Source organism: Halomonas sp. 113, from assembly GCF_904067645.1.
In the GTDB taxonomy this organism is placed as follows: Bacteria; Pseudomonadota; Gammaproteobacteria; order Pseudomonadales; family Halomonadaceae; genus Vreelandella; species Vreelandella titanicae.
Genome location: NZ_LR881453.1, coordinates 5312842 through 5326166, shown reverse-complemented (window position 1 = coordinate 5326166; position 13325 = coordinate 5312842). Strand labels below are relative to the sequence as shown.

11 protein-coding genes are annotated in these 13325 nt (G+C 55.2%); 4 read left to right on the top strand and 7 right to left on the bottom strand.

The annotated features are described in order from the left end of the window. Positions 1-514 precede the first annotated feature (514 nt). Complete coding sequence (locus YERSI8AC_RS24740) at positions 515-1399, top strand: D-alanyl-D-alanine carboxypeptidase family protein (protein ID WP_022521070.1); 885 nt, start codon at positions 515-517, stop codon at positions 1397-1399. 122 nt (positions 1400-1521) lie between these two features. Here the strand turns inward: YERSI8AC_RS24740 and YERSI8AC_RS24735 are convergent, their stop codons facing one another. From YERSI8AC_RS24735 to YERSI8AC_RS24715, 5 genes are all read right to left on the bottom strand, one after another. Next, entirely contained in the window at positions 1522-3078 is a 1557-nt protein-coding gene (locus YERSI8AC_RS24735) for an FGGY family pentulose kinase (protein WP_159177838.1), read from the bottom strand. A gap of 13 nt (positions 3079-3091) precedes the next feature. Next, positions 3092-4084 carry an ABC transporter permease gene (locus YERSI8AC_RS24730; RefSeq protein WP_041157439.1) on the bottom strand — a complete coding sequence of 331 codons (993 nt, stop codon included), beginning with the start codon at positions 4082-4084 and terminating at the stop codon, positions 3092-3094. Continuing rightward, on the bottom strand, positions 4081-5079 hold the full coding sequence (locus YERSI8AC_RS24725; RefSeq protein WP_022521073.1) for an ABC transporter permease: 999 nt from the start codon (positions 5077-5079) through the stop codon (positions 4081-4083). Before YERSI8AC_RS24725 ends, YERSI8AC_RS24730 begins: the two co-directional genes overlap by 4 nt. Beyond that, the gene (locus tag YERSI8AC_RS24720) at positions 5072-6559 is read right to left on the bottom strand and encodes a sugar ABC transporter ATP-binding protein (RefSeq protein ID WP_022521074.1); all 1488 of its coding nucleotides are present in this window, start codon (positions 6557-6559) and stop codon (positions 5072-5074) included. The genes YERSI8AC_RS24725 and YERSI8AC_RS24720 overlap by 8 nt, the downstream gene beginning before the upstream one ends. Before the next feature lie 76 nt (positions 6560-6635). Next, on the bottom strand, positions 6636-7619 hold the full coding sequence (locus tag YERSI8AC_RS24715; RefSeq protein ID WP_022521075.1) for a substrate-binding domain-containing protein: 984 nt from the start codon (positions 7617-7619) through the stop codon (positions 6636-6638). A gap of 300 nt (positions 7620-7919) precedes the next feature. Between YERSI8AC_RS24715 and YERSI8AC_RS24710 the strand changes: the two genes are divergently transcribed. The 3 genes from YERSI8AC_RS24710 to YERSI8AC_RS24700 all read left to right on the top strand — a co-directional run bounded on the left by YERSI8AC_RS24710 (position 7920) and on the right by YERSI8AC_RS24700 (position 11347). Beyond that, positions 7920-8936 carry a substrate-binding domain-containing protein gene (locus tag YERSI8AC_RS24710; protein ID WP_009286319.1) on the top strand — a complete coding sequence of 339 codons (1017 nt, stop codon included), beginning with the start codon at positions 7920-7922 and terminating at the stop codon, positions 8934-8936. Between the two features lie 106 nt (positions 8937-9042). Then, positions 9043-9921: a YicC/YloC family endoribonuclease gene (locus tag YERSI8AC_RS24705; protein ID WP_159177837.1), complete on the top strand. Its 879-nt coding sequence runs from the start codon at positions 9043-9045 to the stop codon at positions 9919-9921. Between the two features lie 184 nt (positions 9922-10105). Further along, a complete protein-coding gene (locus tag YERSI8AC_RS24700; RefSeq protein WP_011784095.1) occupies positions 10106-11347 on the top strand; it encodes a tyrosine-type recombinase/integrase in 1242 nt (413 codons plus the stop codon). Positions 11348-11358: 11 nt separating this feature from the next. Here the strand turns inward: YERSI8AC_RS24700 and YERSI8AC_RS24695 are convergent, their stop codons facing one another. Both YERSI8AC_RS24695 and YERSI8AC_RS24690 read right to left on the bottom strand, forming a co-directional pair. Next, complete coding sequence (locus YERSI8AC_RS24695; RefSeq protein WP_008174217.1) at positions 11359-11601, bottom strand: helix-turn-helix transcriptional regulator; 243 nt, start codon at positions 11599-11601, stop codon at positions 11359-11361. Further along, positions 11594-13306 (bottom strand): DUF927 domain-containing protein, encoded by a 1713-nt coding sequence (locus YERSI8AC_RS24690; protein ID WP_236557213.1) that lies wholly within the window; start codon positions 13304-13306, stop codon positions 11594-11596. Before YERSI8AC_RS24690 ends, YERSI8AC_RS24695 begins: the two co-directional genes overlap by 8 nt. Between the last annotated feature and the right edge of the window lie 19 nt (positions 13307-13325).

Below are 13325 nucleotides of genomic sequence, written 5' to 3'. Positions count from 1 at the left end.
ATGGTACTTCCGTCTCACGCAACAAGGAATAGAAGCTGCTGCGCGGCTCAAAATTGGCAACAAAGCACCATATCTGCGATGTGTTCGGTGAGCAGGAAATCGGTGGCTATAAGATTTATGGGCCTCTGGTGGTATTTGCTTGGAGCCAAGGGAAAGGAAATCGCCAAGCCACTACGCCCTAGAAAATGCGGGAAACGTCGTCTATTCAACATTGCATAAGCAACCAGCCTTGCGCAAAATCAGCTTTGGTATGGTCATTATCGATTTCGCAGCAGAGGCAACAGATCATGTCATTCGATCCAAACTACGTCGCCACAATTGAAGAAATCGCGGATGCAATCACAAATGATAACGTGACATGGGCTAACCACCTATCCTACGACCCGGATGGCAACGGAGAGATGACTGCTATCTGGTTTGCAACTTTGACAAATTCGTCGTCGCTGAGCGCAGACGACATCTTTGTCATCTGAATCCTCGTGACCGTTGACGACAACAGTAGGGAATAACGGAATTGGCTAATCACGCTCCGTATGATGAACGCAAATCAATAGGCCCTACGCCCGATCTCGCCGCGAAAAGTGTGATCTGTTTGCAGTTGCCCCACAACTCCACTGGCTCTGATGTCATCATCTATGAGAAGGATGCCGACAAGGCAATGACGCCTGCGTCAATCGTCAAACTGATGACGGCCGTCGTTGCTATCGAGATGGCAAGTAACTTCCAGTTGCCGAAAAGCTTCAAGCTAGAAATAGTTCCTGAAGATGATGTCGAAGGATCAGGTCGTAACCTTCATGCAGGAGACCGCCTTTCACTCGGCGACAGCATTGCTAACCTTTTGGTGCCGTCATCAAATGTAGCAGCCAATCTGATTGCGCGGACATTTGGCCAAATGATGCTGGGATCGAAGACAGGCACAAGTCACGACGCCGTGCAACGCTTCGTTGCGGAAATGAACACGACCGCTCGAAATCTGGGGATGACGAAATCGCAATTCCTGAACCCACACGGGTTGGCGGTACGCGGACAACGATCTACTGCCCGTGATTTATCATTGCTGGTTAAGAAATGTCTGATATATGGCCCGATTACGAGGGTTTGGGGGACCAAGGCTTTTGCTATTGGGATAACGGGACCGGTGCCGCGCAGGCTGGTTTTAAAGTCTGCTTTTCACTCCTCAACGCGACGGGCTGTACCGGAATTCTCGCTTCCGCAATATCTTGGTGGGAAAACGGGCACGCTATGGCCAGCTATATTCAACCTGGCATCTGTTTCGGCAACTAAGAGCGGAGGGATCTGCGTCTCAGTATCGCTTGGGTCACCAACAGTAGAGGAGCGATACCACGACTATTTGAAATTGGTTGACCTCAGTAATGAATTAGCACGCGGCACCGTTTGAATCTGTACCTTGCACCGCTAATGATCATCGCTCCGGGTGGGAACGATGTTTATGTTTTGTTCACGGATTTCGGACACCTACGCACTACTCATGTAATGACCCCATGAAGTAGGTTGGTTGCGTCAATCGAGACGCCCTTCGTAAAGTTTCTTGAAAGCGGCATAACGCGCAGTGTGCAGCGCTTGCATTGCCTGGTCGGGCTCTAATGTTTGTTCGCCTGGGGTGAGGCCATTGGCAACGCTGAGCACCTCACCATTGGCCTGAGCAGCGAGCGCCGCCACGGCTACTCCAAGTAGTACGGGTTCCGGCGCATCCGCCAGCACAACCCGGCAACCGGTACCGTCGGCATAGAGCTTGCGCAGCAGTGCTGAACGTCCATGCCCTCCGCTGAGGTGCAGGGTATCGATGGCATAACCATGGGCGTTCATACGCTCTATGATGGCACGGGTGCCGTAAATCAGCGAGGTGGCTGCCGCCCAATAGACCTTGATGAAGCTCTCGCGAGGACTATCAAGGGTCAATCCCGTGATGGTGCCGCGAATTTCCGGATCCGCCAATGGCGAGCGATTGCCAATGAAGTCTGGACAAACATGGGTGTCAGGAGCTGGGTCGCCGGATGCCAAGCGTTCGAGTAGAAGGTCTGATAACGCGCCGTGAAGATCGTCGCCGAATTCACTGCTGGCTGAAAATAGTGCCGCCAGATGATCTAGAAGGGCACCGGTAATGCTTTGCCCCCCTTCGTTGGCAACAAAGCCGTCGCATAGCACACCTGGATAGGGGCCCCAAACGCCGGGTACCTCTCGCCGCTCGGGCTGGGCGCCAATATGGCAGGTGGAAGTGCCGCCAATCACGGCAAGTCGGCGCTCGGGAGCATCAGCGAGGCTTCTGCCTAGTGTGCCAAGCGCACCGGCATAGGCATCAATCATGCCCACTGCGAAGGTACACCGAGTCGTCAGTCCCAAGTCATCGGCGGCTTCTTCGGTCAACTGCCCAAGTGCTACACCCACGGGAAGGGCTTGTTCGGGCAGGCGGGCGCACTCGAGTACATCCTGCATATTGATCTGCTTTAGAAAGTCGCGATCCCAGCCATGACCAGGGCGTGGGTCAAACGTCCACTTGCAGGAGAGCATGCAGACCGAGCGTTCAAGAGAGCCGGTGCATTTAAAGCCCAGCCAATCGCCTAGATCACCAGCGTAGCCGATCTTTGCATAGAGCTTGGGCTGGTGCCTCTTCAACCACATGAGCTTAGGCATCTGCATCTCAGGAGACATGACACCACCCAGATTGCGCAGCGGCGCGGCCTGGGTAGCCGTGCACTCAGCGGCTTCTGCAGTTGCCCGATGATCCATCCACACAATGATATTCCACGCCTCATCGCCCGGTGAGAGCGCTAGAGGCTTATCCTGTTTATCAAGGAGCACCAACGAGCAGGTGGCGCTCACCGACATACTGGTGATGGAATCGGACGTTACACCGGCAGCCTCGCGGGCGCGCTGGGTTGCGCTGCATACCGCGCGCCAGATATCCGCTGAGCTTTGCTCCACGTGATGCTCGGCAGGGCGATGCATTGCAATGGGTGTTTTCGCTTCGGCAAGCATCACGCCATCCGGCGTGAAAATGCCTGCTCGGGCGCTGCCCGTACCGATATCAATGCCTAGAACATGTTCTTGATGACTCATGGGAAAACCTTACTCACGACTGTTTAATAAATGGCATACGTAGTGCCATTACAATAATTAGAAAAGCCCCCCATACCGCGGTGGCTAGATGCTGGCTGGCGCCCATCAGATTCATGCCGGAAGCGATTACCTGCAGGCTCATCAAGCCCAGCACCAGTGGCAGTACGCGGCCAAAGCCACCAAAGGGGTTTGCCCCGGCCAGAAAACAGGCCAAAACCGTAATCAGTAGGTAGCTCTCGCCGTGGCCTACACGTACAGAGTTAAAGCGGGCGAGCATCACCATGCCCGCTAACCCTGCCAAAATGCCGGAAATCGTGTAGACGGTGATCAGCACGCGCTTGACGTTAATGCCCGAGTACTCCGTCGCCCGAGAGTTGGAGCCCAGCATATAAATCGAAAAGCCAGTGCGGGTGAAATGCATGATGTAGATCAACCCTGCGGCAGCGGCGAGAAAGATCAGCATGGGGATTGGTATGCCCAGAAAACTGCCGCTGCCGATGGTTTGAAATACCTCCGGCATGCCTGAAATACCGCCACCGCGGGTTAAAAACTCACCCACACCCTGCAGAAAGATCATTGCCCCAAGGGAAACCAAAATGGGGTGGGCGCCCACATAGGCAACGATAACGCCAATCAAAAAGCCTGCGGCAGCGCCGACGGCAAGCCCGGCGATAATCGCCATGGGAACGCTTAGTATGCCCATGCCCGCCAGTAACCCCTGTACCAGCCAGGCGGTCATCAGCCCTGCGATATTGGCGGTAAAGGTAACCGAGAGGTTCAGGCCGCCGGAAATAATGGGTAGCAGCATCGCCAGTGAGAGTAACCCCAGCTCCGGCAGCTGCATCGACATCGAGCCAAAATTAGTGGCGGTCAGAAAGCCCGGTGCCAATAGCGAGAAGAGTCCAATACTGCCGATGAGCAGAGCCGTCATGGCGGCCACTTCAATGCTATCGCCCCCCAGGCGGAGTCCGGCCGTGGAGGGCTGTTTATTCAGGCGCTTATTCATACGTTCCTCGCCTTGGTGGTGCGGGGCAACAGGTTGCCTAGGTTGCTGGTGGTGATCGCAATCAAGATAATCAGCCCGACAATCATGCGGAAGGCGTAAGGAGTGACGCCCAGCAGGTTCAGGCCGTTTTGGACAACGGCGAGAAGCAGAACACCCAGTACGGCGCCGAGCACTGAGCCGCGCCCACCACCCAGGGTGGCGCCGCCTAGCACGACAGCCGCCAGAATTGGCAACTCCTGGCCTATCAAGGCGTTGGGCACGACCTCTTGTACGATATGTGCCTGCATCAGGCCCGCCACCCCCGCGCATAGACCCAGCCAGCCGTAGGCAAAGGCATGGATCTTCCAGACACTAACGCCAGAGCGGCGGGCGGACTCGGGATTTGATCCGAAACCGTAGATCGCGCGACCAAAACCGGTGCGGGCCAGAATGAACCAGGTGAGTATTACCATCACCACCATAACTGCCGCGGGTAAGTAGAGCGTGGCTGATCCGCGTTCGGCGGGTAGGTCAAGCAGCGGAACGGAGTAGTAGAGCCAATCGGGGATATCGTAGATGGACACCCCGCTGGTGAAATACATCAAGAGGCCGAAAAACAGGTTAAATGTGCCGATGGTGACGATGATCGAAACTATTCGGAAGCGATGAATCAGCAGCGCATTGAAGAGCCCCAGTAGCATGCCAACCAGCATCGAAAGCAGGATGCCAAGCAACCAGTTGCCCCCGCCCAGGTAATTCATCAGCAGTGACAGCACCACGTACTGCACCACGGATGCCGCCACTGCGAAGGAAATATCTATCCCACCCGCAATCAGAACGACGACCAGGCCCACTGCAAAGATGATATTGACCGACTGATTGTTAAGCAGGTCGAACAGATTCTGAAAGGTGAGAAAGCTGTCGGTCGCTAGTGCCAACACTACGCACAGCAGCATGAGGATACTCAATAGAGTACCTTCAGTGCCGATTCTTCTGTTTAGCAGTCGTTTATGCATTGATGATCGCCTCCAGCGCTTCTTCCGTGGTCTCCGCAGGTATGACCTCGGAGTAGATGCGCCCCTCGCGCAATACGAGCGCACGGTCTGCGTTCATCCAGATTTCTCCTGCTTCATCCGAAATCAGAATGATGGCCATGCCCTGGTCGGCAAGATTTCTGATGATGTCGAAAATACCGGCTTTGGCGCCTACATCGACGCCAATCGTCGGGCAGTCAAGAATGAGAACGTCGGGTTCAGTGGCTAGCCATTTGGCGAGTGCAATGCGTTGCTGGTTACCACCGGATAATGAGGAGACCGCAAGCTCGGCATCACTCACCTTGGTTTTAAGCTGCTCAATCCAGTGGGCGGTCAGTGCCTTGATGCGCTGAGGGGAGAGAAAGAAGCGCGGTTTTTCCAGTTTTGGTAGTACTGTCACTGCGGTATTCATATTGATGGACTGGTTTTGCACCAGACCAAGATTGAGTCGGTCTTCAGAGAGGTAGGCAATGCGATGGCGCACGGCATCGCGGTTGGAGTTTAGCGTCAGCGGTTGACCCTCTTTTAGCAGCTGCCCTGAAGTGGGCTGGGTCATCCCAAAAATCGTGTGGGCTATTTCGGTACGCCCTGCGCCCAGCAAACCCGTCAGGCCAAGAATTTCACCGCGATGCAGGGTGAAAGAGACATTTTCAAATTCCCCTTCACGGCTTAAGTTTTTAAGCTCCAGTACCGGGGCGCCTTTGTGTGTTTCAGCACGAGGGGTAAACTCAAGTTCAAGCCCGGTCATCAGGGTTGAAAGTCGTGCCTGGGTCATCCCCTCGGTGGGGTAGGTGCCGACCAACTTCCCGTTGCGGAGCACGGTGACGCGTTGACACACCTCCAACACTTCCACCAGCCGGTGGCTGACCAAGACAATGGAAATGCCTTTCGCCGCCAGTGAGCGGGTAATGCCCAGCAGTGTCTGCACCTCTTTATAGGTAAGCGAGGCGGTGGGCTCATCCATAAAAATGATACTGGCCCCTGCACGCAGCACGCGGCAAATCGCAACGAGTTGACGATGGGCAATCGAAAGGTCTTCAACACGGGCCATCGGATCCAGGTCGAGGCCAAACTGCTGAATGATCTCGCGGGATTGCGTCAGCGCATCTTTGTAGGAAATAGGCCGCCAAGGCTTGGCAACGTAGTCATCGAAGACGATATTTTCCGCGACGGTCAGGTGCGGGAACAGCGCGAGATCTTGCCAGATCACATGGATGCCCCGGTTGCGCGCCTCTATCGGGCTAATGGCAGAGAGCGTTTCATCGCCAAACGAAAGCTCTACCCCCTCTTCAGGGGTGTATACGCCGTTAATAATTTTAATGAGCGTGCTTTTGCCACAACCGTTTTCACCTGCAAGGCAAAGCACCTCACCCCGGCGAAGTTCGAATTCGACATCATCGAGCACCCGGCTTTGACCGAAAATCTTGCTAACGTGACGCGCTCGAATCGCGATATCGCCCATTGGAGGCTCCTCTCTCAACATCACTGCCGCGCTCATCAGGAGCGCGGCAGCCTTTACACGATCAATAAGCGCAGTCTTACAGGCCGAGCTCTGCCAGCTCATCCACGGTATCTTTGCTCAGCTTGAGTGGCTGTGAGGCAAAGATCGTCTTGCCGTCCAGGGTAATTTCACCCAGTACCGGCAATTCGGCGCCATCGGTAATCTCTTCGCCGTTATAGAGCATTTCACCCAGGGCAACGAACGCTTTGCCTGCGTCTAGAGGGCTCCACTGGAAACCACCGGTAATCACACCTTCGTGTACCAGGCGGCGCCCCTGGCCAGGAGAAAACAGGCCCATAACGGCCACATCCCCTTCCAGCCCCCGCTCTTTCACAGCCCGAGCAGCGCCGATGGTTCCCTGGCTACCAAATGACATGATGCCGGCCAAATCTTCGTGGGCACGCAGCAAGTCCAGGGTGGTGTTGCGGCTGTCATCGACGCTTTCGGCAACGCCGAAACGATCAGCGGCTTGGGTCAAGCCCGAGCAGTTATCATCGAGCCAGTTCACGGCAGCATCTGCCCAGGCGTTGTGAGCGGGCACGCTGAGGCCACCAACGTAAACGGCATAAGAGCCTTCGCAGCCGGTGGTGTCAGCCAATAGCTTGGCGTGCTCTTCGCCTAACTGCTGCGCTGAAATCATTTCAAAGTCGTAGTCGATGTTGACCGATTCGGGGCTTTCATGGGTCAGTACGATAATTCCCTGATCACGTGCTCGTTCCAATACCGGCTCAAGAACCTCGCGATCATTCGGGACAACACCAATGACATCAACGCCACGGCTGATCAGATCCTCTATCGCACGTACCTGCAGGGCAGGGTCAGCGCTGGTGGGGCCTACCATATAGGCTTCTACTCCAAGCTCTTCACCCATTTGTTCGATGCCCATTTCCATGGCATTGAACCAGGGGATGCCACCCACCTTGGCGACCACGGCAATCGTAGGAGACTCCTGAGCCATTGCGCCGGTGCTGCCGATAATGCCTGTTAGCGTAGCTGCGGTAAGAAGTGCTTTGTATTTCATTGTGATTTCCTGCTTGCTGTTGGCTGACCCAGTCAGTGGAATAGAGTGCATTGAAGCGCTTTAATAGTGCTGCTGTACGTTGCGTCATGGTCAAATAAAATGGCGCAGACGCTTCCGAGCCTCACAATGCATAGGAGCTTTACACAGTGCTGGATACGTTGAGTGGTGCCTAAGCGATGCGTCATCGCTATCGTTATTGTCATTTAGTCGAGAATGCACAATCGGTTGTGCATAGCGTAGGATTGATCTATTGCATCATCACGTCAATGCTACTTTTATCTAATCGCAAGGAGCTGCCACGTGGTTAGCGACTCTTCATCCAAGCGGCTGACTATTTACGACCTGGCGAGGTTGGCAGAAACATCGCCCAGTACCGTCAGTGCCGTGCTCAACGGCACTTGGCAGCGCCGTCGCATCAGCAAGAAACTTGCCAGCAAAATTCTTTCGCTCGCCCAGTCGGAAGGCTACTCGGCCAACATGCAGGCCCGTGCCTTGCGGCGCGAGCGCTCAGGTATCATCGGCATGATCCTGCCGTTGTACGACAACCGCTATTTCAGTTCGATAGCCCAACACTTCGAATCAGAAGCACGTCGACGGGGGCTGTTTGCGATTGTTTCGTGTACGAATCGAGATCCCAAGCAAGAGTGCGAAGCAGCCCGTATGATGCTGGCTTACCGTGTCGAGTGCCTGGTATGCACCGGCGCAACGGATCCGGATACGATTGCACAGATGTGTGCAGAGAGCGGCGTGCAAAGCATTAATCTCGATCTTCCTGGCAGTAAGGCACCGTCGGTGATTTCCAATAACCGTGATGGCGCGCGACAGCTTACCCATGCCATCCTCAACCGCCTTGCTGAAGAGAAGCGCAGTGATGACCCTGTGCTATTTATTGGCGGCCGTGATGAGGATCACAATACCCGCGAGCGTATTGCCGGCTTCAAGCAAGCGAGAGAGGAGGTGGGACTGGCGACGGCGGAAGAGAATATCCTCCCCTGCGATTATGCTGCCGATAAGGCCCAGGCTGCGTTGGCAACATACATGCGTAACCGGTCTACTCTGCCCAGCGCTATGTTCGTCAACTCCACGATTTCTCTTGAGGGCATCGTTCGTGGGTTACAGCTAAATGGCTATTATCTAGATGACATTATTTTTGGTTGTTTTGACTGGGATCCTCTTGCCGCTGCCTTTCATCCGCGTTTGATGATGGTTCGGCAAAATGTGATCGAGATGATCGACCGCGTCTTCGAGCTGATTGATACGCCACCGCGGGATTCCCGTCTGCTCATAGAGGTTCAGCCAGAAATAATGGGTGTTTGATACGCTCTTTCGCACAGCATTTACTGAATCGAATGAATAGGCTAGCCATCTTAGACACGACTGTTGGCAATGCTTTATACACCGTTATTCACTATCAGGATGAAACATGGTCACTTCCAGCCGCGTACACAGCATGACCGCCTTTGCCCGCACCGAGCAGGCTGCCCCGTTTGGCACGCTGCAGGTGGAAATTCGCTCGGTGAATCAGCGTTATTTAGAGCCTCACTTCCGCCTACATGAAAGCCTGCGTGATTTAGAGCCAGTGCTGCGTGAAGCGCTGCGCACCCGTTTAGCCCGTGGCAAAGTCGAGTGCAGTGTTCGCTTTGAGAGCGCCGAAACCGCCCAAGCCCCCGCCGTTAACAGCGTCCGCTTAGCCGCCATTGCTGATGCGCTAACCGCCATTCAGCAGCAAGTGCCCAGCGCCGTGCCGCCCACCACACTTGCGCTACTCAACCAGCCCGGCGTGATGGAAACCCAACACCTTGACCAAGACGCCATCAAGGCCGCCGCCAAAGCGCTGTTTGACCAAGCACTGAATGAGCTGATTGACGCCCGTGCCCGTGAAGGGGAAAAGCTTGCCGAGATGATCACCACCCGCCTGACAGCGGTAAGTGAGCAGGTCGCCACCGTGCGCAGCCTGCTACCGCAGATTCTGGAGCGCCAACGCGCCCAACTGCTGGAACGCTTGGAGGTTGCCAAAACTGAACTCGACCCGCAGCGCCTGGAAGCCGAACTGGTACTGGTGGCGCAAAAAGCCGATGTGGATGAAGAGCTAGACCGCCTGACCGCGCATATAGAAGAAGTGAGCCACCAGCTCGCCCAGAAAGGCCCCAAAGGCCGCCGCCTGGATTTCCTAATGCAGGAACTCAACCGCGAAGCCAACACGCTCTCGTCAAAATCCGTGGTGGCTGAGACGACACGCTGCGCGGTGAAGTTGAAGGTGCTGATCGAACAGATGCGGGAGCAGATTCAGAACATTGAATGATGTTCTTGGGTGTTCGAGGTTGTTCTTGATTGCATTATAAATCAAATAGTTATGTAATTTCGACGCTCATAGTGTTCGTGTAAGTTCTGCCAAGTTTGGGTGGTGATGGGTAGTAGATTGGGGAGTATTTTCTCGCTATATTATGTCGGCGAGATTGTACTCCCCAATTTTTTAAGGCAGGAAAGTGGGCAAGCTATACGACAAGACCGTCAAGAAACTGATCAAAGAGAAGCCATCCGTGCGGCATGCCGATGGCAATGGTCTCTACCTCATGACCCCGAAGCGCGGCGATGCCTACTGGATGCTGCGCTATACCACCCCAGCTACCAAGCTCCGGCGCGAATACACCATCGGCAAGGTGGACGACTGGTCATTGGCCGACGCCCGTGATGAGGCGGCGAAGCTGAGGTTGGCGATCAAGCGTGAGGGTGCTGACCCGGTTCAAGAGCGGCAGAAGGTCAACCAAAACCCCTTCAAAACGCTCAATGACCTGTACGCGGACTACTACGAGCTTCGCAAACGAGAAATCGCGTCTCACCATAAAGAGAAGAGCCTGTACGAACGCGAGGTGGCCTGGCGCATCGGGAAGGTGGAGCTGGAAAAGATCCGGCCAGTGGATATCAGTGAAATTCTGCGCGACGTGGCCAATGGCTATGACGACAATAAGCCCCGCCCAACCCTCTCAAATGACTTGATGCGTCTGTTGAGGAATCTGTTTGATCATGGCATCAAACTGGACGTCACCAGGTTCAATCCGGCCTCGCCATTCCGTCCCAGGGACGCCGGCGGAGAGGAGAAGGCCGCCAACTACCCAATGAATGAAGACGAAGTCACCGAGTTCTTTACCAAACTTAGGGTGATTCCGGCGCAGTTCAGTCGAGAGAACTACTTGGCCTGCGCGTTGCTGATAGCGACTTGTACGAGAAAGATGGAGCTTTTGGCCGCGCCTTGGTCGGAATTCGATCTGGAGAACCGTATCTGGTACCTGCCCGAGGAAAGGACCAAAAAGAGAAGGGCCATCGATATCCCGTTGGCGGAACCCGCCGTGGAATGGTTGAATGAACTGAAAGTACGCTCCTGTGGGAGTGAGTGGGTCTTCCCCGCTCGCAGGATCAGCAAAAAAGCACGGACTCCGCACGTATGCGAGAATACGCTCAACCATGCGCTCAAGAAGCTCTTTGAGAAAAAGCTCTTCTCATTTGACAAGCGCCGCGTCCACGATCTTCGCGGCACGGCCCGTACGAAACTGGGTAAGCTCGGCTTTGATGACAATCTGGCCCAGCGCTGCCTGAATCAGCTGCCCGGCAACCGGACTGACCGGGTCTATAACAAGCATGCGTATTTTGAAGAACGAAAAGAGGCTCACGAGGCGCTCTGCGAATGGTTAGCGCCCATCGTGAGAGGTGAAGTTAGTTCTGGAGAGTAAAAGGGGCCAAATCAAGCCCCTTGCTGTTCGATCCAAGCCAACAGATCCGATAGTCGCCACGCCACCGAGTTGCAGCCCAACTTGAGCCGTGCCGGAGCCACTCGCTTTCTTTCCAAAGTCCACCACTGCGTCCGACTGACACCCGTAATCGTTCGACGGTCCGACTCCCGAACCAGCCGCTCACACTGTCCAGAACGAGCCAGAAGCTTGGTGCGCACCTCTTCCGAAGGCGGACTGAAGGTTTTATCAATCATCCTCCTCTACCTCCGAATCACCAGTGGGAATAGTGGGAAACTGGGAAAGTCCATCTCCATCCGGTAGCGCTTCCCAATACGCCTTGATGCGATCAGGCCACAGGGCGAAAAAACGCTCCGATCGATCCCGCAGCTTGATTTTCATGGTGCCACGGCTCTGCTCATTGGTTTCCATGAAATCTCTCTGGATAAGCGGCTCAATTTCCCGAGTGTATCGACTACGAAGGCCAAGCTCCTTGATCAGAGTATTTTTGGGTATCAGCCACTGCGTCTCACCGGCCACTTTGCGTCGCAGACCAATTGCTCTTCCGTAATCCCCCCGCTCTATGTCAACAAGGCGGTGATTCCATTTGTAAATCGCATCGCGAAGGCGAGCCAAAATGCGGTGCTCCTCCGAATTGAAGATGTGACCTCGGCTCCGAAGCCAGGCTCCAACTGCTTGGTGTACCGCTCGAACTGACTCCGCTTCCGACCAGGGGAGTAGGTAGTTCCGGCAGGCTAGGCACAGAGCAGCGGTGATCAGTGCGAACCGCCTGATCACCCGGAGGACTTGCGAAGCCATATGAGAGGTCTTCCATTGGTCCGTCAACCGGGCGACCTCATTCTGGATATAGCCGGGCAAGTCATCCACATCTTCTGTGAGACGCTCAAGCCAGTGCCGGAACAGCGTGCCATGGTAGTGCCTGGTGCGGCTTTTCAACGCGTCCACGAACTCTTGGGGGCTGCTGAAGCCATGCACCTCGTCAAAGGCTCCAAATTTTCCAAAAACGGGGATCTCGACAAGACGATTCTCTTGGCCGGCTTTAACCGACTTTCCTATTTCCTGAAACACTTCCGACAGCCATACCTCACCAGTACTTAACGCCAGCGTTCGCCAGTGCGTTTGTTCAGCAAGATCCCCTGAGATATTCGCGCGCAGCTTACTGGCACCGGTCATTATGTGATACGTCGCCACATCGACATCTTCCGGCCGAGCCAGGCCAATCTCGTCCAACGCTAACAACATGTCGTTGTGCTCAGCAGCGACGGCTGCCAAGCCATTGGCAGTCGCTACCCAGTTCCTCACGAACGTTGGTGCTCCACAAACACTCGCGGCCACCTGCAGCAACGTCGTTTTCCCGGTGGAGCTATTACCAACCAAGTGAAAGGCCCCATTTTCAAGCTCCGCATGCTTTAGCAGGGGCGCCGCGAGTGCCACCCCGACGCTGAGGATCGCCAGCGGGTTGCCGCCACAGAGCTTCCCCACTTGATTCTGCCAGTCTTGAAGAGACCCGCTTTCCTGGAGCAACGGTGAGGTCGATAGCTGCCCTACAAAGTGGTGCTGCTCATCCGCCTGACCTGCCGTCCAGCTGCTCGTCGCGAAAATAGGCCCATGCCAGCCGCTGCGGTCGACGGTTGTGGCCGGAGGCGCCTTTGCCATTTCCTCCAGCAAATACCGCTGCAGTCGTGTCCAGCTAATATTGCCGGGTTCGAGCGGGTAGCCGGTGTCCACCAACAGCTCTCGTATCTGACGAGCGTTATCACCGTTCAGAGTCCTCGCATACACCACCTCGCGCAGCAGGACGTTGTCCATATTTTTCCACTGCAGCAGCGCGCCGTGGCCGTGTTTTTTATTGGAGAGGCGGGTTCGGGCAACAACCTCTATCCACCCGCCAACCCTCTGCCACTCTTCAGAGCTGTAGCAGTACAGCCCTGAGTCTCTCAATTGATATTTCATTCGCGCC

Coding starts and splice junctions, on each gene's coding strand:
- YERSI8AC_RS24735 (WP_159177838.1), bottom strand. CDS start 3,078: ATGAGTCATCAAGAACATGTTCTAGGCATTGATATCGGTACGGGCAGC.
- YERSI8AC_RS24730 (WP_041157439.1), bottom strand. CDS start 4,084: ATGAATAAGCGCCTGAATAAACAGCCCTCCACGGCCGGACTCCGCCTG.
- YERSI8AC_RS24725 (WP_022521073.1), bottom strand. CDS start 5,079: ATGCATAAACGACTGCTAAACAGAAGAATCGGCACTGAAGGTACTCTA.
- YERSI8AC_RS24720 (WP_022521074.1), bottom strand. CDS start 6,559: ATGGGCGATATCGCGATTCGAGCGCGTCACGTTAGCAAGATTTTCGGT.
- YERSI8AC_RS24715 (WP_022521075.1), bottom strand. CDS start 7,619: ATGAAATACAAAGCACTTCTTACCGCAGCTACGCTAACAGGCATTATC.
- YERSI8AC_RS24705 (WP_159177837.1), top strand. CDS start 9,043: ATGGTCACTTCCAGCCGCGTACACAGCATGACCGCCTTTGCCCGCACC.
- YERSI8AC_RS24695 (WP_008174217.1), bottom strand. CDS start 11,601: ATGATTGATAAAACCTTCAGTCCGCCTTCGGAAGAGGTGCGCACCAAG.